The sequence below is a fragment of the Bacteroides sp. Marseille-P3684 genome (assembly GCF_900291465.1).
Taxonomy (GTDB): Bacteria; Bacteroidota; Bacteroidia; order Bacteroidales; family Bacteroidaceae; genus Phocaeicola_A.
This window is the reverse complement of record NZ_LT985808.1, coordinates 668,782-691,889: the sequence shown is the minus strand read 5'-3', so window position 1 is coordinate 691,889 and position 23,108 is coordinate 668,782. Positions and strand designations below refer to the sequence as shown.

Annotated in this window: 16 protein-coding genes; 7 read left to right on the top strand and 9 right to left on the bottom strand. The window is 60.3% G+C overall.

All coding sequences use genetic code 11. The features are described from left to right. Window positions 1-284 precede the first annotated feature (284 nt). The 5 genes from C8275_RS02705 (at window position 285) to C8275_RS02685 (ending at window position 6,817) form a co-directional block, all read left to right on the top strand. The gene (locus C8275_RS02705; protein WP_106484000.1) at window positions 285-1,733 is read left to right on the top strand and encodes a class I SAM-dependent RNA methyltransferase; all 1,449 of its coding nucleotides are present in this window, start codon (window positions 285-287) and stop codon (window positions 1,731-1,733) included. After that, complete coding sequence (locus tag C8275_RS02700; protein ID WP_106483999.1) at window positions 1,717-3,969, top strand: DPP IV N-terminal domain-containing protein; 2,253 nt, start codon at window positions 1,717-1,719, stop codon at window positions 3,967-3,969. Before C8275_RS02705 ends, C8275_RS02700 begins: the two co-directional genes overlap by 17 nt. Window positions 3,970-4,108: 139 nt before the next feature. Next, window positions 4,109-5,377, top strand: coding sequence for a phosphoribosylamine--glycine ligase (gene purD / locus C8275_RS02695; protein ID WP_106483998.1), 1,269 nt, complete (start codon window positions 4,109-4,111; stop codon window positions 5,375-5,377). 7 nt (window positions 5,378-5,384) lie between these two features. Then, window positions 5,385-6,377 (top strand): hypothetical protein, encoded by a 993-nt coding sequence (locus C8275_RS02690; RefSeq protein WP_106483997.1) that lies wholly within the window; start codon window positions 5,385-5,387, stop codon window positions 6,375-6,377. Next, window positions 6,350-6,817, top strand: coding sequence for a YqaA family protein (locus tag C8275_RS02685; RefSeq protein ID WP_106483996.1), 468 nt, complete (start codon window positions 6,350-6,352; stop codon window positions 6,815-6,817). Before C8275_RS02690 ends, C8275_RS02685 begins: the two co-directional genes overlap by 28 nt. A gap of 790 nt (window positions 6,818-7,607) precedes the next feature. Here C8275_RS02685 and C8275_RS02680 read toward each other — a convergent pair. The 8 genes from C8275_RS02680 to C8275_RS02645 form a co-directional block, all read right to left on the bottom strand. Continuing rightward, the gene (locus C8275_RS02680; RefSeq protein ID WP_106483995.1) at window positions 7,608-9,359 is read right to left on the bottom strand and encodes a gamma-glutamyl-gamma-aminobutyrate hydrolase family protein; all 1,752 of its coding nucleotides are present in this window, start codon (window positions 9,357-9,359) and stop codon (window positions 7,608-7,610) included. Window positions 9,360-9,412: 53 nt separating this feature from the next. Beyond that, window positions 9,413-9,724: a DUF4491 family protein gene (locus C8275_RS02675; RefSeq protein ID WP_106483994.1), complete on the bottom strand. Its 312-nt coding sequence runs from the start codon at window positions 9,722-9,724 to the stop codon at window positions 9,413-9,415. A 4-nt stretch (window positions 9,725-9,728) separates the two neighbouring features. Beyond that, complete coding sequence (locus tag C8275_RS02670; protein ID WP_022385912.1) at window positions 9,729-10,190, bottom strand: Lrp/AsnC family transcriptional regulator; 462 nt, start codon at window positions 10,188-10,190, stop codon at window positions 9,729-9,731. A 295-nt stretch (window positions 10,191-10,485) separates the two neighbouring features. Continuing rightward, window positions 10,486-11,433: a metallophosphoesterase gene (locus C8275_RS02665; RefSeq protein WP_106483993.1), complete on the bottom strand. Its 948-nt coding sequence runs from the start codon at window positions 11,431-11,433 to the stop codon at window positions 10,486-10,488. A 45-nt stretch (window positions 11,434-11,478) separates the two neighbouring features. Further along, window positions 11,479-14,280, bottom strand: a complete 2,802-nt coding sequence (locus C8275_RS02660) for a TonB-dependent receptor (RefSeq protein WP_106483992.1) — start codon at window positions 14,278-14,280, stop codon at window positions 11,479-11,481. 237 nt (window positions 14,281-14,517) lie between these two features. Continuing rightward, a complete protein-coding gene (locus tag C8275_RS02655; RefSeq protein WP_234395688.1) occupies window positions 14,518-15,891 on the bottom strand; it encodes a glycoside hydrolase family 105 protein in 1,374 nt (457 codons plus the stop codon). A 36-nt stretch (window positions 15,892-15,927) separates the two neighbouring features. Beyond that, window positions 15,928-16,917, bottom strand: coding sequence for a phosphatase PAP2 family protein (locus C8275_RS02650; RefSeq protein ID WP_106483991.1), 990 nt, complete (start codon window positions 16,915-16,917; stop codon window positions 15,928-15,930). Further along, window positions 16,908-17,915, bottom strand: a complete 1,008-nt coding sequence (locus C8275_RS02645) for an NAD(P)-dependent oxidoreductase (protein WP_106483990.1) — start codon at window positions 17,913-17,915, stop codon at window positions 16,908-16,910. Before C8275_RS02645 ends, C8275_RS02650 begins: the two co-directional genes overlap by 10 nt. 284 nt (window positions 17,916-18,199) lie before the next feature. Here C8275_RS02645 and rnr point away from each other — a divergent pair, with 284 nt between their 5' ends. After that, entirely contained in the window at window positions 18,200-20,359 is a 2,160-nt protein-coding gene (rnr, locus tag C8275_RS02640; protein ID WP_106483989.1) for a ribonuclease R, read from the top strand. Between the two features lie 913 nt (window positions 20,360-21,272). On the opposite strand, the gene C8275_RS02635 is transcribed toward rnr, so the two are convergent. After that, a complete protein-coding gene (locus tag C8275_RS02635; RefSeq protein WP_106483988.1) occupies window positions 21,273-22,232 on the bottom strand; it encodes a hypothetical protein in 960 nt (319 codons plus the stop codon). 156 nt (window positions 22,233-22,388) lie between these two features. On the opposite strand from C8275_RS02635, the gene C8275_RS02630 reads away from it, so the two are divergent. Continuing rightward, window positions 22,389-23,099 (top strand): helix-turn-helix domain-containing protein, encoded by a 711-nt coding sequence (locus C8275_RS02630; RefSeq protein ID WP_022385924.1) that lies wholly within the window; start codon window positions 22,389-22,391, stop codon window positions 23,097-23,099. Window positions 23,100-23,108: the final 9 nt, after the last annotated feature.

Here is a 23,108-nt window from a genome sequence, read left to right as displayed (position 1 = left end):
TGTCAGGGAGTGTTTGTGCCACAAAGGTAAGGAGAAAAAGCCGATTCAGGTGACAAACCGACAAGGAAACAAGGAGAAAAGTGGGACCTGCCCGCTTCCACCGACGCCACAAAAAGCGGGAAAACTCTTGACTAAGCGGCGGAAATTCCGTTACTTTGCACCCTGGAACCGAGGCCTTGACATGCAGCCGGGGCGACGGATGTGCCTGCATCCTTCCGCGTGTGCGGCAGCGGGTTGCCCGCCCTTCGGCATTACGGGACTGACTAATAACTTCTAGAATACCTATGCAAGAAACAGAGCTGATTGCAAAGACCTTCCAAGGACTGGAGGAGGTCTTGGCCAAAGAGTTGACTCAACTGGGAGCCAACAATATCGAAGTAGGAAGACGAATGGTGTCGTTCACCGGCGACAAGGAGATGATGTACCGGGCGAACTTTGCCCTGCGTACCGCCATCCGCATCCTCAAGCCCATCAAGCACTTCACGGCGGGCAACGCCGACGAGGTGTACAATGCGGTCAAGGAGATTGCCTGGGAGGACTACCTCACGCCGGAAGGGAGCTTTGCCGTCGACGCTGTGGTCTTCTCCGACGAGTTCCGGCACTCGAAGTTCGTGGCGTACCGCGTCAAGGATGCCATCGTCGATTACTTCCGCGAGAAGACGGGCAAGCGTCCGTCGGTGCGCATCAATAACCCCGACCTCTCCCTCAACATCCACATCGCACAGGACCACTGTACCCTCTCGCTCGACAGCTCGGGCGAGTCGCTCCACCGGCGCGGCTACCGTCAGGAGGCGGTCGAGGCACCGCTCAACGAGGTCCTGGCGGCAGGCATGATTCTCCTCACCGGCTGGCACGGAGAGTGCGACCTCATCGACCCGATGTGCGGGTCGGGAACCATCCCCATCGAGGCGGCGCTCATCGCGCGGAACATCGCCCCGGGCGTCTTCCGCAAGGAGTACGCGTTCGAGAAGTGGGGCGACTTCGACCGGGAGCTCTTCGACAAGGTCTATAACGACGATTCGCAGGAACGCGAGTTCTCCCACAAGATTTACGGCTACGACATCAACCGCCACGCGAACGAAATAGCCACACGCAACGTCAAGGCTGCCGGACTGAGCCGCGACATCGTTCTCCAGGTCAGACCCTTCGAGGAGTTCGAACAGCCGACGGAGAAGGCCATCATGGTGACCAACCCGCCCTACGGCGAGCGCATCACGACCGACGACCTGCTGGGACTCTACCGCACCATCGGCGAACGCCTCAAGCACGCCTTCTCGGGCAATGAGGCATGGATACTCAGCTACAGGGACGAGTGCTTCGACCAGATAGGGCTGAAGGCTTCGGAAAAGATACCACTCTTCAACGGCGCCCTCGCCTGCCAGTTCCGCAAGTACCAGCTCTTCAGCGGACGCTTTAAGGACTACATGGAGACCAACGCCGACGACTTCCGCGCTTCCCGTGGCGACCATCCGGGCGAGTTCCGTCCGCGTCGCGACCTGCGCAGCCCCCGACGTCCCGACGAAAGCCGCCGCGAACGTCCCGACGGAGGACGACGCCCCCGCCCGGGCAACGACCGTCCGCCCCGCTACGGCGAAAACCGCCGCGAACACCCCGACGGCGGACCACGCGGACGCTACGGCGACAACCGCGGACGCCGCCCCTACGACACACGCGACTCACGAAAGCCTTTCGATCAAGAGAATAAAACCAACCGTTATGAGAATCAAGATTAACCTGCTGCCGGCGCTGCTCCTGCTGTCGGCAGTTACCACCATGGCACAAGAACTCAAGCGCTTCACGCTGGAGGACCTCATCCCCGGCGGTAGCAACTTTTACAACTGCTCCACCAAGAACCTCTACGACGTCCAGTGGTGGGGCGACCGCTGCATTGTCCCCGATGCCGAAGAAGTCAAGGCGGTCAACCCCCAGAGCGGACGGGAAAGTCTGCTCTTCAATCTCGTCGATGTCAACGAGGGCATCCTGTCCTATACCGGGGCGAAGCTGCCTCGGGTACACAGCCTCTACGGCGTGCGCTTCCCGGACGCCCGGCAGCCCATCGTGATGCTCCGCTTCCCGGAACACATCGTCTACTACAACTTCTCCATCCGCCAGGTCGACCATCTCATCGGCATTGACCGCGCAGCCGCCAACGCCGACATCGCCCCCGACGGACGCGCCGTCGCCTATACGTTGGGCGACCGCCTTCTGATACGCCGCACGGGCGAGAACAAGCCCATCGACCTCAGCCCCGAGTTCGCCGACCCGGCGCATGCGCCCAAGCCGCACGACATCGTTTACGGTCAGGCGGTGCACCGCAACGAGTTCGGCATTACGAAAGGGACCTTCTGGAGCCCCCGGGGAAGCCGTCTCGCCTACTACAGGATGGACCAGAGCATGGTGACCGATTACCCACAGGTCAACATCGACACCCGCATCGCCACGCTCGAGCCTGACAAGTACCCCATGGCAGGGATGACCAGCCACAAAGTCACCGTCGGCGTCTACGACCTGGCGACGGGGAAGAATGTCTACCTCGATGCCGGAGACCCCACCGACCGCTACTTCACCAACGTCAGCTGGTCGCCGGACGAACAGAAGCTCTTTCTCATCGAGCTCAACCGGGACCAGAACTACGCCCAGCTCGTCCGCTATGACGCCACGACGGGCAAGCGCGAAGCCGTCCTCTACGAGGAGATACACCCCAAGTACGTGGAGCCGCAGTTCCCGCTGACCTTCCTCCCATGGGACGACACGAAGTTCATCTACCAGAGCCAGCGCGACGGGTACAACCACCTCTACCTGTTCGACACCTCCGCCCCCTGTGAGCCGACCATCAAGAACACCGACAACGGAGGCACCTGCCGCGAGAGCCTGCGCGTCACCCCGCTCACCCAGGGCGACTGGCTCGTGCAGAGCATCGTCGGCTTCAACGAGAAGAAGAAGGAGGTCTACATCGCCACTACCGAAGTGTCGCCCATGCAGACCAACATCTATGCCGTCAGCCTGAAGAACGGCAAACGCCGTCCCGTGGGCAATAGCGAAGGAGTCCATCACGTGCAGCTCTCTGCCGACGGCAACTACCTCATCGACAACTACTCCACCCCGACCGTGCCGCGCAACATCGACCTCGTCGCCACCGCCGACGGACGGACCACGAAGAACCTCTTCCGCGCCGAAGACCCCTGGAAGGGATACGACGTCCCCACCATCGAGACAGGCACCATCAAGGCGGCTGACGGCGTGACGGACCTCTACTACCGGCTCATCAAACCCACCGGCTTCGACCCGTCGAAGAAGTATCCCGCCATCATCTACGTCTACGGAGGACCGCACGCACAGATGCTTCAGAACAATTTCCGATACGCCGCACGAGGCTGGGACATCTACATGGCGCAACAAGGCTACGTCATGCTTACTTTGGACAACCGGGGCAGCTCCAACCGCGGACTGGCGTTTGAGAACTGTACCTTCCGTCAGCTCGGCACCGAGGAGATGAAAGACCAGATGAAGGGCGTCGAACTGCTCAAGAGCCTCCCCTACGTCGACGCATCCCGCCTCGGCGTGCACGGATGGAGCTTCGGCGGATTCATGACCACAAACCTCATGCTCACCCACCCCGACGTGTTCAAGGTGGCAGTGGCAGGAGGACCCGTCATCGACTGGCAGTACTACGAGGTCATGTACGGCGAACGCTACATGGACACCCCCGAGGCGAATCCTGACGGCTATAAGAACGCCAACCTCAAGCTCCGCGCCGGCAACCTGAAAGGGCGGCTGGAACTCATCATCGGCGGAAACGACCCCACGTGCGTGCCACAGCACACCCTCTCGTTCATCCGTGCCTGCATCGACCAGGGCACGCACCCCGACCTCTTCATCTACCCCGGTCAGGGACACAACATGGTCGGCCGCGACCGTGTCCACCTGCACGAACACATCACCCGATACTTCGAAGAGCACTTGAAATAACCCCTCTCCGGGACTCCGCACCGTCCGCGAGCCGTCCGCCGGCAGGGATGCACAACGCAACGCCCCGTCGGCGGACGTCCGGCTGACAGCCCCGCAGCGACGAGGCGGAGGACCGGAAACACAATACCCCATCACGATTATGAAACTACTGTTACTTGGTTCGGGCGGGCGCGAACATGCGCTGGCGTGGAAGATATCCCAGAGCCCGAAAGTGGAAAAACTCTACATCGCTCCCGGCAATGCAGGGACACGCAACGTGGGCGAGAACGTCGCCATCCAGGCGAATGACTTCGACGCCATCGGCCGCTTTGTCATCGACAACGGCGTACACATGGTCGTCGTCGGACCGGAAGACCCGCTCGTCAAGGGCATCTATGACTATTTCAAGGCTGACCCCCGCCTCGCCGGCGTACCCGTCATCGGACCCTCCCGTGCCGGTGCCGTGCTCGAAGGCAGCAAGGAGTTCGCCAAGGAGTTCATGGAGCGTCACCACATCCCCACCGCCCGATACCGCAGCTTCACCGCAGACCGCCTCGACGAAGGGCTCGCCTTCCTTGAGACCCTTCCCGCACCGTACGTACTGAAGGCCGACGGTCTCTGCGCCGGCAAGGGCGTGCTCATCCTGCCCACCCTCGACGAAGCCCGTCGCGAGTTGCGCGAGATGCTCGGCGGCATGTTCGGCGATGCCTCGTCGAAGGTCGTCATAGAGGAATTCCTCAGCGGCATCGAGTGCTCCGTCTTCGTCCTGACCGACGGACGCCACTACAAGATACTCCCCGAAGCGAAGGACTACAAGCGCATCGGCGAGGGAGACCGCGGCCTCAACACCGGAGGCATGGGCTCCGTCTCGCCCGTCCCCTTTGCCGACAAGGCATGGATGCAGAAGGTCGAGGACCGCATCATACGCCCCACCGTCGAGGGACTTGCCGCCGAAGGCATCGACTACAAGGGCTTCATCTTCTTCGGCCTTATCAACGTACAGGGTGAACCCATGGTCATCGAGTACAACGTCCGCATGGGCGACCCGGAGACCGAGAGCGTCATGCTGCGCATCCAGAGCGACCTGGTCGACCTCTTCGAAGGCGTGGCACAGGGCGACCTCGACCATCGGACACTCACCATCGACCCCCGCACCGCCGTCTGCGTCATGCTCGTCTCCGGCGGATACCCCGAAGCCTACACCAAGGGCTATCCCATCACGGGCATCGACAGTGTGACAGACAGTATCGTCTTCCACGCCGGGACGGCACTCAAGGACGGACAGGTCGTCACCGCCGGTGGACGCGTCATCGCCGTCAGCTCCTACGGCGCGGACAAGGCAGAGGCGCTCGCCCGCTCCTTCCGCGGCGCACAACAAATCGCATTCGAGAAACGCTACTTCCGCTCGGACATCGGGTTCGACCTCTAAGCCTCTCATGCGACTGACCTATCTGCAAGAACGGCTGGCAACGGGGAGTCTTCCGCTCCTCGTTGCCTTTCTCATTGCCTCGGCGCTCTGGTGGCTTCCGTCAGCCGACACTGCCGCCGCGACAACGGGCGGGCTGTGGGACAGTGTGCCGGGTCTGCTGACACCCTTCGGCGGACGGCTCGCGGGCTACATCCTGCTGCTGCTCGCCCTGCTGCTGCTCGGGGCAGTGACCGTCCACCACGCCGTCATCCGCGTCCACTCGACCTTTTACCTGACGCTCTTCCTGCTCCTTGCCACCGTCGCCCAGCCCCACACGTTGCAGGGCGGGAGCGTGTCGGCATGCTGCCTGGCAGCGACGTTCTACTTCCTCTTCCGCACCTATCAGGGCGTGGAGCCCGTGGGCGATGTCTTCCGCGGCTTCTTCTTCTACGGACTGGCGACCCTCGCCGTCCCCCCGCTGTTGCTGCTCATGCCCGTGCTGCTGCTCATGCAGACGGGGTTCCACCACCTCTCTCCGCGGACGCTCTGCGCGGCACTCATCGGTGCACTCCTCCCCTACTGGTTCCTGGGCGGCTATGCCTACACCATCGGCGAGTGGGACCTCCTGCTCCGCCAGCTGGCAGCCGTCGTCCGTTTCAGCCCCACGGACTACAGCACGCTGACGCCCCCGGCGATAGCCACGCTCGCGCTGACCCTCCTCCTGACGCTGTGGAGCATCATCCACTACGCCCGCAACAGCTTCCACGACAAGATACGCACCCGGACGTGCATCTACTACATCCTCTCGACGGAAGCCCTCCTGTGGGTGCTCCTCGCCTTCCAGCCCGTCCTTTATCCCTCGCTCGCAGCTCCGCTGACGGCTTGCGCCTCGCTGCTCGCCGGGCACTACTTCGCCGTGACCCGCGACCGCCGCAGCGGCATCGGGCTACTTGTCACGCTGGCGCTCATCGCCGCACTTTACCTCCTTGACATATGGACACAGCTTTACAGTTCCTTCTAGACTACGGGTACGTGGGGATGTTCCTCGCCGCCTTCCTTGCCGGGAGCATCCTCCCGTTCAGTTCCGAAGCCCTCCTCGTCGCGTTCGTCGAGATGGGGCTGGACCCCGTGGGCACGGTCGCTGCCGCCACGCTGGGCAATACCGCCGGTTCGATGACGTGTTACTGGCTGGGTCACTTGGGCAACATGGCACGTCTGGAGCGTTGGCTGGGTGTGAAGCCTGAGAAGCTGGCACGCGCCGAGCGTTTCATCCGCGGACGGGGAGCATGGATGGCGTTCTTCTCGTTCCTCCCCGTGGTGGGGGACGGCATCGCCATTGTCCTCGGACTGATGCGGGCGAACCTGCCCATCACGGTGTTCTCCATGACACTGGGAAAATTGTTGCGCTACGTTGCGCTCGTGCTGGCGGCACAGGGCATCAATATTCTAATTGACAATTGACAATGGACAATTGACAATTACCTTGCGGCGTATGGATATGACCACAAGGCGGCGAATGTAGGGGCGACCGGTCGGGTCGCCCGGTCCAACAACATCCGTTTGTCACAATGACATCGTTTTCCCCATTTTAACATCACAATTTCCCAATTTGCCGTTTTCAGGTAACGCACAAATCCGCAAATTTGTCCCAATTAGAAAATTGCGCGTTAAATATTTTAAGATACGTCCGTCAGAACACATCAAAATAAATCGTTATTCACACAATTACACCCTTTCTAACACAGAAAAACCATCCGTCGCACCCATCAACACGGTCAAAAGCACCTGTGATTGGCTTCGTACGGACGCGTCCGCACCACCGTACCGACGTGTCCGCACCGTCGTGGTCGTTCGTCCGTACGAAAACAGCCATCTGTCCCCATTTTTTAGAGACCGAAGGGGCACGATTCCCGATGTGTGAAATTGCGTCCTTCCGTGTGAAAAGACCGACGGAAGGAAACGGACGGAACGAAAAATGATACAGAAGGAAAGGATACAGGCAAAAAGGCTGTCACAGTGCAAAACGCAAATCGCCCGAGAAGGCGCTCCGTGGTCACCAACTCGTATTTTGGTGCAAGGAAGCTCCTTCTCGGGCGATTCATTTGACATTTTGACAAATTGACACGACCGCTTTTCAATTGTCAATGGACAATGGACAATGGACATTCACCGCCTTGTAGCCTCGCTATCCACGCCGCAGGGCAATTGTCAATTGTCAATTATCAATTGTCAATTGAAACGTTATCCATTATCAATTGCCCCGTTGTGCCTCATCCATGACGCGGAGGAAGTTGCCGCCCCAGAGTTTCTGGATGTCCTCCTCCGAGTAACGTTCCGCACGCAGGCGGCGCGTCAGGTTGATGACCTCCGACGCCGACGCACAGCCGGGGATGCCGCCGTCCCCGTCGAAGTCCGTGCCGATGCCCACGTGGTCGATGCCCATGAGGCTCACCATGTGGTTGATGTGTTCGATGACATCAGGCAGCGACGCCGTCCCGTCCGTCCGCAGAAAGCCCCCGTAGAGGCAGACCTGTGCCACGCCGCCGCTGTGGGCGAGGGCACGCAGCTGGTCGTCCGTCAGGTTGCGCGGATGGTCGCACAGGGCACGACACGACGAGTGGGAGCAGACGATGGGGGTGCGGCTGAGCGACAGGGCGTCGTAGAAGCTCTTCTCCGACGCGTGCGAGAGGTCCACCAGCATGCCCGTGCGGTTCATCTCGCGGACGACCTCCCTGCCGAAGGCACTCAGTCCGCCGTGCTCCCCATTGCCGCGGGCGGAGTCGCAGACGTCGTTGTCGCCGTTGTGGCAGAGCGTCAGGTAGACCACCCCGCGGCGACGGAAGTGCTCCACGTTCGCCAGGTCGCGACCCAGGGCATAGCCGTTCTCGATGCCCAGCATGATGGCTTTCCGCCCCATCTGCTTCAACCGACGGACGTCGGCGGGCGTGCGGGCAATGTCGACCCACGATGCGTTGGCATGGACCATCGCCTCGATTTGGGTCAGGATGCGGTCCGCCTTGGCAGTGGCGGCGAGCAGGGACTCGTCGTCGCGTTCGAGCTGCTTGAGGTAGGCGACCATGATGGTGGCGTCGAGATGTCCCTCGGTCATCTTGTGCAGGTCGACGAGCACGTGCGGGTCGCGCGTGTCGAAGCGGATGTCCTTGTGGAAGAACATCGGCGTGTCGCAGTGGCTGTCGAGCGAGACGATGCGCCGGTGCACTGCCTTGGCGTCGGCGAACGAAGCGGCTTCTGCCGTGAGCCAGCGGAAGAGGGGCAGCATGCTCTCGTCTCCGGCGAGAATCATGCACTCCGGGTGCCACTGCACGCCGAGCATCGACTTGTGTTCCGCCGACTCGACCGCCTCGATGATGCCGTCGGCTGCCCTTCCGCTGACCCGGAAGCCGGGTGCGGGCTCACGGACCGCCTGGTGGTGGAACGAGTTGACGGGCAGGCGGTCGGTGCCGAAGAGGCGGGCGAGCAGCGTGTCCGGCTCGATGTGCAGGGTGTGTGAGGCGTAGCTGCGGTCGAGCTGCTGGTCGTGCTTGAGGCAGACGGTCCCTGCCTGGGTGTGGATGTCCTGGTAGAGGGTGCCCCCGAGGGCGGCGGTCAGGACCTGGAGGCCGCGGCAGATGCCGAGGATGGGTATCTGACGGTCGGCGGCGAGGCGGGTGAGCAGGAGTTCCTGACGGTCGCGGCGGTGATTGATGGAGTGGAGTTCGTTGACGGGTTCCTCGCCCAGGTAGAGCGGGTTGATGTCGCCCCCGCCGGTGAGCAGGAGTCCGTCGAGGTGTTCGAGGGTGGAGAGCAGTGCGTCCGTGTCGTCGTACGGAGGGATGATGAGGGGAAGTCCTCCGGCACGGAGGATGGAGGTGCAATAGCCGTCGGCTAAAGAACAATTCCCGTCACTGAAGTTCGCTGTGACTCCAATGACGGGCAATTTCCGGTATCCGGGGTACGACGCGTGGATGCTGTCGTACGCCCGCTGTATGTCGTATGTCTGCATGTCTGTCTGCGTTGCTGTCCGCCGGTTGCCGTGTGGGGCTTGCGGGACGGACGTCAGAACTTGTAGGTCCGTTTGGGGTTCTTGGGGAACCATCCTTTCTTCACACGTTCCTCCTGCTCAAAGATTTCCTTGATGGTCCAGAACGAGGAGAAGGCGAAGACTCCGAGGAGGGTCGACAGCAGCACGTTCGCCACCCACAGAGAGGCGGCCGTACCGCCGAGTCCCAGCAGGAGGAAGACCCACCAGCAGCGTGTCCCGAAGTAGTACTCGCACTTGACGACGACGGGGTGGAACAGGCCGATGATGAGGAAGGTGCAGATGCCTATGACCAGCCCGGTAAGGTGGAGGTTGTCGAAGGCTCCCATCCGGTCACTTGTCAGTTATGGGTATTTCCTTCTTGATGCTTTGCTCCAGCGAGATGAGCGTCTCGGTGGCAGTCACGCCGGGAATCTCCTGGATGCGGCTGTTGAGCAGCTCCATGAGGTGTTCGTTGTCGCGGGCATAGAGCTTGATAAGCATGGTGTAGGGACCGGTGGTGAAGTGGCACTCGACAATCTCCTTGATGTTCTCCAGCTGCGCCACTGCAGCCCGGTACATGGAGCCTTTCTCGAGCTTTACTCCGACATAAGTGCAGGTACTGTAGCCCAAGCTCTTCGGATTGACATGATAGCCCGACCCGATGATGACGCCCAGGTCGATCAGTCGTTGCACACGCTGATGAATGGCAGCGCGTGAGACGCCGCACTCAGCAGCCACATCCTTGAAGGGAATACGCGCATTCTGGGAAATGATCTCCAGGATGCGTCGGTCTAAATTATCTATTCTTTCCATCACGTTGGGGGTTTGGTTGTTCAATAACACTTTGATAGGCAAATATAGCGATTATTTCACATCGACAAACTTTTTGCTCTCTATTTTTCGGATTTTCTTGAAAAAGTGTCGGCACGAAGACCAAAAAAGTGCACTTTTCAATTGACAAGTGACAATTGACTATCGACAATGCCCTTCCGGCGCGAAAACGGCATGCACAGGCAGACACGCCTCCAGGGGTGATGGTCCCTGAAGGCGTGTCCATGTGTGTATCCCCGAAGGGGGAAGTTGTCAAGTGTCAATCAGCCATTGCCGGTCAGCGTGTCTTGCTGACGGTGTGGAGCACCTTGCCGTCCTTGTCGAGCATGTAGAGGCAGAGGCGGTCCTTGTCGGCGGCGACGAGGGAGAACCCGGTCGCACCGCTGCAGAACTGTGTCCCCTCGGTGGGGCTGACCTCGCGGCTCAGCGAAGCGGACGAGTTGACCACGTAGTCGATGTCCGTCCCCTGACGGCGGATGTGCTGGAAGGTGTGGAGGTGTCCGCAGACGTACATGGCGACGTTGTCATGCCGGCGCAGGACGGTGTCCACACGGCGTTGCATGTCGAGACGTTCCTTCTCGCTCTTCTCCGTCTGTGCAAAGATGGGGTGGTGCCCCACGACGATGACCCAGTCCTCGCGGGCGTCGGTGAGTACGCGGTCGAGCCAGCTCAGTTGCGGCTCCACCTCCTGGCGGCAGGCGTCAGGGTAACCGGCGGTGTCCTCGCGGTACTTGTCGATGAGCGGAGTCGTGTCGAGCATGACCACGCGCACGGTGACATCGTTGTCCTCCACGGTGAAGGTGTAGTAGCGGGCGGGCATCTCCCAGCGTGCGCTGACGCCGGCATAGTCGAGCACCGCCTGCGTGTTGCCGCGGTACTCGTGGTTGCCGAGGATGGGGTGCCAGGGGAGCATCAGCTCGGGATGGCTGTAGATGAGCTCATAGTTGGTCATCCACAGCGGGTCGGATGTGCTGCGGACGCCCTCGAAGTGGTGCACGTCGCCGGCAGCCACCACGCACTCGATGCCGACGGTCTCGGCCATACGGCCCATCAGTTCGGCGATGGGCTTCTGGTCGTAGTAGCCGTTGCGTCCGAGGTCATTGGCGATGTAGAAGTTGACGCTTTTCTCCAGTTTCGCCCAGCTCGCGGCGTCCTGTGCCACGGCAGCAAGGGCAGCCGTGCAGAGCAGGAGGCAGAGGAAGGTAAGTCTTTTCAGTGTGTTCATAAGGGTTTTGTTTGATTGTTAATAAAGCTTTGTCAGTTGATGGCCTCAGAAGGCGACCTTGATGCCTGCGTTCACTTTCACGCCATAGTACTCAGCCTGCATGGTGTGCTCCTTCGTGCCCTGGTAGTAGCGCAGGGGTTGGTTGAGCAGGTTGTTCGCCTCGCCGTAGACGGTACACTTGATTTTCTTGCCGAAGGTGTAGGAGGCGTTCAGGTCCATGTAGTCGACGGCGTCATAGTATCGGTCGAGCATGGCGTGCTCGCCCATCTCGTCGATGAACTCGGAGGCGTGGTTGTAGGACAGGCGGACGTTCCATCCGTCCTTCTCGAAGTAGAGCGAGGCGTTGGCGATGTGTTCGGGCGAACCGGGCATGCGCAGGTCCTTCTCGTTCTCGCGTCCGGCGAAGTTGAAGTGGTTCACTCGCGACCAGGTGTAGGTGTAGTTGCCATAGAAACCCAGGCACTTCAGGGCGGGGGCGATGAAGCCGAAGTCCCGTTGGAAGCCTACCTCCACACCCAGCAGGTCGGCGTCGCCGCCGTTGATGGAGGTCTTGATTTCCTTGAAGTCCACGCCGGGGTAGCCTGCGTAGTCGCCGCTGGTGCGCTGTTCGACGATGAAGTCGTTTATGCGCTTATAGAACACGCCAGCCGAGACCAGTCCGATGCTCTTGAAGTAGTAGTCCGCGCTGAGGTCGAAGTTATAGGAGAGGGCGGGCGTCAGGTCGGGATTGCCGATGGTGACCTTCTCGTCGTCGAGGTCCAGCGCCACGTTGGGGACGAGGTCCACGTAGTTCGGACGTGCCAGGGTGTTGGTGAAGGAGGCGCGCACCTTGAAGTCGTCGTTCACGTCCCACTTGTAGAGGATGCTCGGGAGGACATTGACGTAGTTGTTCTTCTGCTTGCCGGTGCTGACGATGCCTTCCTCCATGCCGGCTTCTTCCTCTGCGTCGCCGGGCTTGGTCCAGTTCCAGCCTTCGTACTCCAGCCGGGTTGCTTCCATACGGACGCCAAGCATGAGCTGGTGGTGCCGTCCGAGCTGCTGGTCGAAGCGGAGGTAGGCGGAGGTCACGTTCTCGGCGGCGTCGAAGTTGCCCGACGACTCTTCCCAGACGCGTTCCCCTTCGAGGGAGGCAAAGTCGAGGTCGGCGATGTAGTCCTTGCGGACGAAGTCGGTGGGCTTGTATTGTCCGTTGCCGGGCATGTAGTCATCGCGTATCTGGCTGGAGAGGTGGTTCATGTAGTCGTTGCCGTACTTGTTGGTGTAGTCGTCCTGATACTCATACTGCACGATGTCCTTCGTCTTGGACTTGTGGGCGTACTTGGCTCCGAACTTGAGCTTGTTGCCGAACTCTCCCTTCCGGAAGGGCAGCTCGAAGTCCAGGTGGAACTTGGCGTCCGTTTCGTGAATGTCCTGGTTGGAGTTCGTCAGCTCGTCGACCTCCCATGTGCCCTCGTGCAGGCTGATGTTGTCGGTGACGTAGGGGAAGCGGGTGAACGGGTCGGCGACGTGCAGACCGAGTCCCTCCTGCTTGAGCTTGAAGTAGCGTTCCTCGGGACGGTCCTCGCTCGCCCGTGCATAGGAAGCTCCCCAGTCCACCATCAGGTTGCCGAAAAGGTGCTCTCCGCCGAGCGAGAAGTCCATGGTCTGCTGGAGCTCCACACGGGCGTGGTGCCTGTCATGTCCGCCTGCCTTGGTCTCAATCTCCACTTCCGCCTCGTTGTCGGCAGCCTTCTCCAGGTCCTTGTAGGCGACGGCGTAGCGGTTTTCCCAGTCGTGACGCCGGTTGTAGATACCCTTGAAGAAGAGTTTGTGGTTGGGGTTGATATCATAGTCGAGCGAGAGGGAGTAACTCTGGCGCTGACGGGTGACGTAGTACTGTCTCGTTTCGGCACTGGTCAGGAACTTCTCCCCGTTGTCATCGAGGTCATACTCGAACTCCACATCGTCCGAACCGATGGGTGCGTTCTGGTAGGAGACGGCAGCCATGACGCCCAGGCGGTCGTTGAAGAAGCGGTCGCCGTAGGTCAGTCCGAAGTTCAGCTGCGGGTCCTGGCTGACCCAGTTGTAGCCGCTGCCGAGTGTGGCATTGAAGGTACGTTCGTAGGGGGAGTTCTTCGTGATGAGGTTGATGGAGCCGCCGATGGCATCGGCGTCCATGTCTGCGGTGACCACCTTGTTGACCTCGATGGTCTGTATCATGTCCGAGGGGATCAGGTCAAGCTGCACGTTGCGCACGTCGCCTTCCGCCGAAGGGAGGCGGTTGCCGTTGATGGTCACCGAGGTGAGGTCGGGCGACGTGCCCCTGACCTGTCCGAAGCGGGCCTCTCCCTGGTCATATTGGACATTGATGCCACTGATGCGCTTGAGGGCGTCTCCGATGTTGGAATCGGGGAACTTGCCCACCTGGTCCGAGGAGACGACGTTGACCACGCCCATCTTGTTCTTCTGCTGGTTGAGGGCACGGCTCTGTCCGCGGAAGACACCACCGATGACGACCTCCTGCAGTTCGAGGCCTTCGTTGAGTGTGATGTCGCGTTCGACCGTTTTCCCTTCGGGCACGGCGAGTGTGAGGTAGATGGGTTCATAGCCCACGTAGCTCACCTTGACTTTGTAGGTACCGGGTTGCAGGTTCGTCAGTGTATAGAAGCCGTTGGCGTCGCTCACCACTCCGGCCTTGAGGTTTTCGATGTAGATGGAGGCTCCGGGGAGGGTACGCTTGTCCGCGTCAACCACTCGTCCACGGATGACACCGACGGCGGGGTCTGCACTCTTGTTGTCCGCCGACGCCGGGTTGCACAGTACGGTTGAAAGGAGCAACAGGCTCGTTGCCTTTGCGAAAGTTCTCATTTGCTTGCGTTTATGTTTTGACGCTACAAAGAAACACCGTTCGTGTTACATCCGTCTTTCACGACTTTTAAGCTACCGTAACAGTCCTGTTGCATTCGTGTGACCGGACGGACGGTCAACAGCCTTTCCACGGACATGTCCGTCCGGCGGACAGTCGGCATACATAAGCAGACACGCCCCCAAGGAAGATAGTCCCTGGAGGCGTGTCCGTGCATGTATCCCCGAAGGGGGAAGTGGTCACTTGTCTGTCGTGTCCTGTTGCTTGCTCTGTTCGTATTCGACGGACGCCAGGATGAACGTGCCGATAGCCTTGCCTTCGTTCTCCACGATGGTCACGTCCTTACCGCAGAGGTAGTAGTTCACCGTACCGGTGCGGGAGGGGTTCTTCTGCGGACCGAGTCCGGCGGAAGCGCAGGTACGCACGATGTCCGTCCGCCCGTCGCTCTCCCGGATGAAGGTCTTGAGCAGACCGGCATAGGCTTTCTCTGCCACGGGACGGTAGGTAGCAGCGTCGAGCAGGCCCAGTCGGATTCCTTTGAGGAAGGCGTAGGTGAAGATGCCCGAGGCGGACGCTTCGAGGTAGTTGGGGGCGGTGCCCACGTTGTAGGTCTCGCCATCCACGGTGTCGCCCTTGCCGTCGGCAGTCTTCGTGGCGTCATACTGCATGAGCTGATACCACACGCCGCTCTGCGGGTCCTGCCAGCGGGCGACGCCGGCAGCCACCTGTTGCAGGATGGAGTCGACGGCGGCACGGTCGGGGTGCTCGCGAGGCATGAACTCCAGCACGTCGACCAGCGCGGCAAAGTACCAGCCCATGCCGCGTGCCCAGAACTCGGGGCTGCATCCCTTGAAGGGTTCCTCCTTGTTCGCCCAGAAGGAGTCCGGCGCGTCGGGCGTGGCGGACCAGGCGTGGTAGTTCAGTTGCTTCTCGGGGTTATAGGTGTAGCGGTGGATGGTCTTGAACTGAAGGGCGATGTCGCTCCAGCTCTCGTTATTGTTGTCCACACTGTCGGCACCGAAGGTGTACTGCCACTGGGCGTAGATGGGCGAGCCCATGAACAGTCCGTCGAGCCACATCTGGTTCGGGTAAGTCGCCTTGTGGAAGAATCCGCCGGCGCCGGGCAGTCCTTCGGCAATACGCGAATGGTTGTACTTGAGGGTGTTGCGGATGAGGGTGGCGGCGCGTCGGTAACGTTCGGCATCCTGGGTGTTGCCCTTGCGCATCTCCTCGCGGTAGAGGGTGAAGTAGATGTTGCCCGCGGGGAGGTCGTCGATGTTGCTCGGGCGCAGGGCGGAGGTGCCCTTCTTGCTGAGTATCATCGACCCGTCGGCATTGGTGTTGTGGTCGGCGAATGCCTTGACGGCGTCATAGTAGGCAGTCTTCTCGGGATAGAGCTGCCATGCCTTCAGGACGGCGTTGGCAACGAGTCCGGACACGTAGTCCCATCCGGTGGTGTCCAGCTTCGCCTGGTGATGGCGGTTGCAGTAGAAGTCGCCCAGTCCGTGCGACTCGACCATGCGCTGGGAGTAGGGCATGGGGGCTTCCTCCCGGCTCGAAGCGCAGGCACCGAGCAGCAGGGGGAGCAGCAGTAAGCAAAGGTACTTTCTCATAGTAGTATGTAGTTAAGTGGATGTGTGCGTGGCTCGTCAGCTCTCCACCTTCACCTCACGGAGCGACGCTCCGCGGAGCAGGAAAAAACGGTAGGCACTCACAGCGAGGGCGTAGACCACGAAGGCGGAGACGAAGCCGCAGAGGGCATCGATGAGGTAGTGCGCCTGGATGTAGACCGTCGCACAGCACAGCAGGACGTAGAACGGCAGGAGTACCAGCGGAAGCACACGGTTGCGGGTACGCAGCGCGAGGAGCATCAGGATGGTGGACATACCCACGTGCGAGCTCGGGAAAGCCGCCGTCGGGCGTTCGCCCGCCTGTTGGGACATCTCCACCAGTCCGTAGAAGAAGCCTTGGGCATCGCCCGGGGCAGACAGCAGCTCGGAGTGGTGGTTGAAGTAGTCGCCCACGGCGCGAAAGTGTCCCAACGCCACTTCGTCCAGCCCGATGGCGGGGAAGTAGTACTGTGGTCCGGCGACGGGGACGAATATATATATAAGGTAATAGATGAAGAACGACGTCAGCACGACGAACGCCGTGCGGTCGAACTCACGGTAACGCGCGATGAAGTAGAACAGCACCACGGCTGCTATCATCGGGTAGTAGGAGAAGTAGCCCAGGTTGAACGCCTCGCTCCATCCCACCGACGGCAACAGCCGGCTGAACTCGATGGCGGGCTGGCACCCGAAGAGCACCTGCTCGCTGTGGGCGAAGAGGTGGTCGAGGTTGGGGAAGAGACGGTTGAACTCGTAGGTGTCCGGATACCAGTAGGCGAGCAGCCCGAGCTGGAAGAGCGTGCGCAGGAAGCTCGTGAGCTTGCACGAGTAGCGCTGGTAGATGAGCAGGAGCAACACCGTGATCACGGCAATGCCGATGCGTTCGAGGACCATCGTCAACGGGTGGTCCATGCGTTCGTGAAGGAACAATATGAGCACGGTGGTCAGTGCCCCGTAGGCGAGGCTGACCACCTCGATGGGAAACAGCCCACGGCGTGTTTCCGTACGTTGGAGTAAGTTTAAAGCCATCCTTGTTGTTTATACCAGGCGATGCTCTCCCTCACTCCCCGCTGCAAGTCGTAGGCAGGGCGGAAGCCCAGTTCCTCGACGAGGGGCGTGATGTCGCAACGCCAGTTTCGTTGTTTCATAATGTGATACTTGTCGCGGTTGAGGGTGCTGCTGCGCCCTGCCAGCCCTGCCAGCGTCTCCGCCACGACCGAGACGGCGCGGAGCACCGCCAGGGGGAAGGTGAGCCGGATGACGGCGGGATTGCCCAGCTCGGCACGGATGTAGTCGGAGTAGGCACGGCTCGAATAGACCCGACCGTCGCTCACGAAGTAGGCGCGGCGGGTGACGCCACGCTCTATCGCCAGGTAGACAGCCTGCACGAGGTCCTTGACGTAGATGAACGTGAGGTCCTGGCGGCGGAAGCCCACTGCGACGTCCAGATGGCGGCTGATGCTCTGCGCCATGAGGTAGTAGTCGCGTTCGCGCGGTCCGTACACGCCCGTGGGGCGGAAGATGACGTAGGGGAAACTGTCGGGGGTGGAGCGCAGGAACTCCTCGGAACGGAGCTTGCTCCTGCCATAAGCCGTGTCGGGGCGGGGGGTGTCCTGCTCGCAGATGGGTGCGTAGTCGGTCTCATGGATGGGACCGTAGACGCTCAGCGAACTGATGTACAGGAACTGCCGGGGCACCATGCCCAGCTCCGTGAGCAGACGGACGAGCCGGCACGTGGCGTCGTAGTTGATGCGGTCGAAGTCCTCCTTGCGGCGGCACTTCGTCGCCCCGGCACAGTGGATGACATAGTCCCATGCCCCCTCGGTGTCGCGGTGGCGGCGCAGCTGCTCCTCCAGCCGGCGGTCATCGCCCAAGTCCAGCTCGGCGAAACGGATACGGGCATCCTGCAGCCACGCGCGGCTGCTGGACGCACGCACGCCTGCCCAGGTCTCCATCCCGCGACGGAGCGCCTCTTCGACCAGGAAGCTTCCGATGAAGCCGCTGGCTCCGGTGATGAGTATCTTCATTTTCGCCTTCTTGTTACAAATTCGCTGCAAAGATAAGACATCTTATTGAAATAAGCCCGTTTTGCTCATGAACTATCACAGAAAATCACTTACTTTGTACATCGGGTCCGCCCGGCACCTGCCTGTGGTCCCTCCCGACGGACGCGCCGGAACGGGGGATGCGGACGACGGACCCGAAGACTGCAAACATGACGTCCGCAAGCCCGGAACGCAACGGACCGGGCAACCGGGAGACACACCGACGGACCGGGCGTGCGGAACGTATGCCATAAACCTCTACCGCTATGGGAAAGAAAGACAAGAAAGTAAAGAAAGAAAAGAAGGGCGGCAAACGGATGACCAAGAAGCAGCTTGTGGAAAAGCTCACCGACCTCATCCAGCTGAACGCCCCCGAGAGCGTCAGCCTCAAGCGCATCTATGCCGAACTGAAGCTCAACACCCACCCACTCAAGATGCTGTGCCTGGACATCCTGCAGGACATGCTCACCGACGACTTCATCTGCGAACCCGAGAAAGGGCGCTACAAACTCAAGAACCCCGACCAGATCGTGACGGGCACGTTCCAACGCAAGAGCAACGGGAAGAACTCCCTCCTGCCCGAGGACGGCAGCACCCCCATCTTCGTGGCGGAACGCAACTCGGCGCACGCCATGAACAACGACAAGGTGCGCGTCGCCCTCTTTGCCCGCCGCAAGAACCGCGAGCGCGAGGGCGAGGTCATCGAAATCCTCGAACGTGCCAACGACACCTTCGTCGGACGGCTGAAGGTCGACCGCCACTACGCCTTCCTGCTGACGGAGAGCCGGACGCTCGCCAACGACATCTTCATCCCCAAGGAACGGCTCAAGGGGGCGAAGGACGGCGACAAGGTGGTCGTCCGGGTCGCCGAGTGGCCTGACGACGCGAAGAACCCCATCGGGCAGGTCATCGACGTGCTGGGGCGCGCGGGCGACAATACGACCGAGATGCACGCCATCCTCGCCGAGTACGGACTGCCCTACTCCTACCCCGAGAACGTGGAACGCGCCGCCGAGCAAATCCCTGCCGAGATTTCAGCGGAAGACCTGGCGGAGCGCGAGGACTTCAGGGACGTGCTGACGTTCACCATCGACCCCAAGGACGCGAAGGACTTTGACGACGCGCTCTCCATCCGCCGTGTCGGCGACGGGCTGTGGGAGGTGGGCGTGCACATCGCCGACGTGAGCCACTATGTGAAGGAAGGCAGCATCATCGACAAGGAGGCGTTCAAGCGCGCCACGTCAGTCTACCTCGTGGACCGCACCGTGCCGATGCTGCCCGAGCGGCTGTGCAACTTCATCTGCTCGCTGCGCCCCGACGAGGAGAAGCTGGCGTACTCCGTTATCTTCCGCATCGACGACAAGGGCAACGTCCGCGACTCGCACATCGCGCACACCGTAATCCGGAGCAACCGACGCTTCACCTACGAGGAGGTGCAGGACATCCTGGAAGCACGTCAGGGCGAGTATGCCGCCGAGCTGATGCAGCTCAACACCTTCGCCAAGATACTGCGTGAACGGCGCATGGCAGCGGGCGCCATCAACTTCGACCGCATGGAGGTGCGCTTCGAGATAGACGAGGCGACGGGTCGTCCGCTGAGCGTCTACTTCAAGGTGCAGAAGGACGCGCACAAGCTCATCGAGGAGTTCATGCTCCTTGCCAACCGGACGGTTGCCGAGCGCATCGGCAAGGTGCGCGGGGGTGCCAAGCCGAAGGTGTTCCCCTACCGCATCCACGACCTGCCGGACCCGGAGAAGCTGGAGGACCTGAAGAACTTCATCGTCAAGTTCGGCTACAAGCTGAAGACTGCCGGCTCCAAGACCGACGTGTCGCGCTCGCTCAACCACCTGCTGGACGAGATTCAGGGGAAGAAGGAGGAGAACCTCATCGAGACCGTCTCGCTGCGGGCGATGCAGAAGGCGCGCTACAGCACGTTCAACATCGGCCACTACGGACTGGCATTCGACTACTACACGCACTTCACCTCGCCCATCCGCCGCTATCCCGACCTGATGGTGCACCGACTGCTGACGCGCTACCTCGCCGGCGGACGCTCCGTGCAGCAGCAGAAGTATGAGGACAAGTGCGAACACTGCTCGGACATGGAGCAGGTGGCTGCCTCTGCCGAACGCGCGAGCATCAAGTACAAGCAGGTGGAGTTCATGAGCGAGCACATCGGCGAAGTGTACGACGGGACCATCAGCGGCATCACGGAGTGGGGCATCTATGTGGAAATCAACGAGAACAAGTGCGAGGGCATGGTGCCCATGCGCGACCTCGGGGAGGACTACTACGACTTCGACGAGAAGAACTACTGTCTCATCGGACGGAAACGCCACAAACGTTTCTCCCTGGGCGACCCGGTGCGCATCAAAGTGGCACGCGCGAACCTGGAGAAGAAACAGTTGGACTTCACGATAGCCTGATTAATTGACAATTGACAATGGACAATTGACAATTGCCGTGCGGCGTGGCGACGAGACCCCAAGGCGGTGAATGTAGGGGCGACCGGTCTGGTCGCCCGGTCCAATTGCCCGGCGTTATTCGTTGGCACCGATTCAATTGTCAATTGTCCATTGTCAATTGTCAATTGAAAAGCGGTTGTGTCAATTTGTCAAAACGTCAAATGAATCGCCCGAGAAGGGGCTTCGTTGCACCAAAATACGAGTTGGTGAGCACGGAGCGCCTTTTCGGGCGATTTGCGTTTTGCGTCGTGACAGCCTTTTTGCCTGTTCTCTTTCCTTCTGTATCCTTTTTCGTTTCGTCCGTTCCCTTCCGTCGGTCTTTTCACACGGACGGACGCAATTTCACACATCGGGAATCGTGCCCCTTCGGGCTCTAAAAAATGAGAACAGAGGACTGTTTTCGTACGGACGAACGACTACGACGGTGCGGACACGTCGGTACGGTGGTGCGGACGCGTCCGTACGAAGCCAATCACAGGTGCTTCGGATGGTAAAAATGGGTGCGGCGGACGCTTTTTATGCGTTAGAAAGAGTGTAATTATGTAAAATTACATTATTTTCTGTCCATTTAGACGGACGTATCTTAAACTATTTAACGTGCTATTTTCTGGAAGGGAGAAAATTGTAAAAGTACGCGTCAGCTGAAAACGCCAAAACGGGAAAATGTGATGCTAAAACCGTGAAAAAGGTGTCAATGTGATTCCTCCTCCGAACGGGAGAAGCGGGAACATAATAAAAACGCGAGATGCCCGGAAGAACCTAAAACCGGCATCTCGCGCTAACTCTTCAATGGCACGCCTGCCATCTTTATAGAAAGATTAGGGGATTCTTTCAGTAGAGTTATTGGGGTTCAACAATCATTTATCATTACCTATTAGAAAAACTTCCAGTCGGTGTACGCCAGACTCATCTCGTCGAGCTGCCTGTTCTGCCAGAAGCCGACGTGCATCCGGTCTGACCCGGGGTGCAGGCTGACGTCGCCTTCCCCGGTGACGAGTGCCCTGCCTTGCTCGGTGAGGAACCGGTGCTCCCGGCTCGACACGACCTCGGCACGGCCGCCGTCCACGCTCACTTCGACAGCTCCCGAACCTCCTCCTCCGCGGATGTCCACACAGCCTTCGTAGGCGTAGACGTCCCCGCTCCCGGTGTAGATGCAGAGGGGCTTGGCGCCCTCACTCACCGCCACGTGGGCGGTTCCCACCAGGTTGATGCAGCGGTTCGACTCGGAGTAGTTGCCCGGCACGGACAGGTAGGCACCCCCTTCGAGGTAAACCCACGTCCCGTCGTTGAGGCGGACCTTGTAACATTTTCCTTCGGGGACGCACACGCGGGTGTACTGTCCCGTGGTCATCGCCTCCAGGCGGTCGCCCATGCGGCGCAGGAGTTCCTGACGGATGGTGCGGAAGTCATAGACATCGTGCACCGTTTGCGGACCGTCGAGCCCGTCCACGTAGAGCACGGCTTCGGTCAGCATCCCCGGCTCCATGCCCGGGACGATAAGCGGCTTCTGCAAGCCCAGCCATCCAGCCACGACACCGACGAACGCGGCGGCGGCAGCATAGTAGCCCCACCGGCGGTACTGTTTCCAGCCGGTGTTTGTCTGCCGACGGACGGTCCGTTGCAGCTCCTGCCACGAGCGGTGACAGGCTTCCCGGTTGCGGTCGCGGGCAGCGGACGCCCGGAGCTGTTCGGACAGCAAGGCGTCTGCGAGACGGCGCAGACGGTCGTCCTCCGCACAGAGCGCACGGAGTTCCCCGGCTTCAGCGTCGGACAACACCCCGGCAAGCTTTTTCAGCGCCAGGAACTTGATTCGTTCTTGTCTCTCGTTTGGCATCGTTTCGAAGGTCGTTACATAGTAAAGACAATGTGGGTACCGTCCGGTGTAAGGGAAAATTGAAATTTTTTGCAAGATTCTTCGCGTCGGATGAACAAGGTTTCAATTTTAATACCTACCTTTGGCACATCCAATAACTAATTTAAAACGCAGGCTATGGACAATGTAATCAACGTGAATGAAATCATCCGTCGGATTAAAGAACTGAAAACATTCAAGACTGACCGCCAGGTGGCAGACTTCCTCGGCGTGTCGAAGGCAACGGTGTCGAACTGGATGGCGCGCAACAGCATCGATTTCCCCCTGCTCATCAACAAGCTCGACGGCGTGGACCTGACGTGGCTGCTCACGGGCCGCGGCACCCCCGAACACCGCGACAACCCGTGCCACGACCCCCTTGCCGAGGGCGAGGTCCAGATGCTCCGCACGCCGCGTGTGCCCGAGGCGCTGAACGACCGCAGCGTGACGCTCTACGACGTGACGGCTGCCGCCAACCTGAAGACGCTCTTCACCAACAAGCACCAGTTCGCGCTGGGGGAGATTGTCATCCCCAACATCCCGTCGTGCGACGGGGCGGTCTACGTCAGCGGCGACAGCATGTACCCCTTGCTGAAGTCTGGCGACATAGTGGGCTACAAGGAGATACACAGCTTCAGCAACATCATCTTCGGCGAGATGTATCTCGTGGCTTTTGACCTCGACGGCGACGAGTACCTGACCGTAAAATATGTCAACCAATCGGAGCAGCCGGAGTCCATCCGTCTGGTGAGCTACAACCCCCACCATGCCCCCCAGGACATTCCCCTGCGCACCATCAATGCCATGGCCATCGTGAAGTTCTCCATCCGCCGGAACATGATGGTCTGAGACTCTTTA

Excerpts from the sequence above, each read along its gene's own strand:
- C8275_RS02705 (WP_106484000.1), top strand. The coding sequence starts at position 285 with ATGCAAGAAACAGAGCTGATTGCAAAGACCTTCCAAGGACTGGAGGAG.
- C8275_RS02700 (WP_106483999.1), top strand. The coding sequence starts at position 1,717 with ATGAGAATCAAGATTAACCTGCTGCCGGCGCTGCTCCTGCTGTCGGCA.
- purD (WP_106483998.1), top strand. The coding sequence starts at position 4,109 with ATGAAACTACTGTTACTTGGTTCGGGCGGGCGCGAACATGCGCTGGCG.
- C8275_RS02690 (WP_106483997.1), top strand. The coding sequence starts at position 5,385 with ATGCGACTGACCTATCTGCAAGAACGGCTGGCAACGGGGAGTCTTCCG.
- C8275_RS02685 (WP_106483996.1), top strand. The coding sequence starts at position 6,350 with ATGGACACAGCTTTACAGTTCCTTCTAGACTACGGGTACGTGGGGATG.
- C8275_RS02680 (WP_106483995.1), bottom strand. The coding sequence starts at position 9,359 with ATGCAGACATACGACATACAGCGGGCGTACGACAGCATCCACGCGTCG.
- C8275_RS02675 (WP_106483994.1), bottom strand. The coding sequence starts at position 9,724 with ATGGGAGCCTTCGACAACCTCCACCTTACCGGGCTGGTCATAGGCATC.
- C8275_RS02670 (WP_022385912.1), bottom strand. The coding sequence starts at position 10,190 with ATGGAAAGAATAGATAATTTAGACCGACGCATCCTGGAGATCATTTCC.
- C8275_RS02665 (WP_106483993.1), bottom strand. The coding sequence starts at position 11,433 with ATGAACACACTGAAAAGACTTACCTTCCTCTGCCTCCTGCTCTGCACG.
- C8275_RS02660 (WP_106483992.1), bottom strand. The coding sequence starts at position 14,280 with ATGAGAACTTTCGCAAAGGCAACGAGCCTGTTGCTCCTTTCAACCGTA.
- C8275_RS02655 (WP_234395688.1), bottom strand. The coding sequence starts at position 15,891 with ATGAGAAAGTACCTTTGCTTACTGCTGCTCCCCCTGCTGCTCGGTGCC.
- C8275_RS02650 (WP_106483991.1), bottom strand. The coding sequence starts at position 16,917 with ATGGCTTTAAACTTACTCCAACGTACGGAAACACGCCGTGGGCTGTTT.
- C8275_RS02645 (WP_106483990.1), bottom strand. The coding sequence starts at position 17,915 with ATGAAGATACTCATCACCGGAGCCAGCGGCTTCATCGGAAGCTTCCTG.
- rnr (WP_106483989.1), top strand. The coding sequence starts at position 18,200 with ATGGGAAAGAAAGACAAGAAAGTAAAGAAAGAAAAGAAGGGCGGCAAA.
- C8275_RS02635 (WP_106483988.1), bottom strand. The coding sequence starts at position 22,232 with ATGCCAAACGAGAGACAAGAACGAATCAAGTTCCTGGCGCTGAAAAAG.
- C8275_RS02630 (WP_022385924.1), top strand. The coding sequence starts at position 22,389 with ATGGACAATGTAATCAACGTGAATGAAATCATCCGTCGGATTAAAGAA.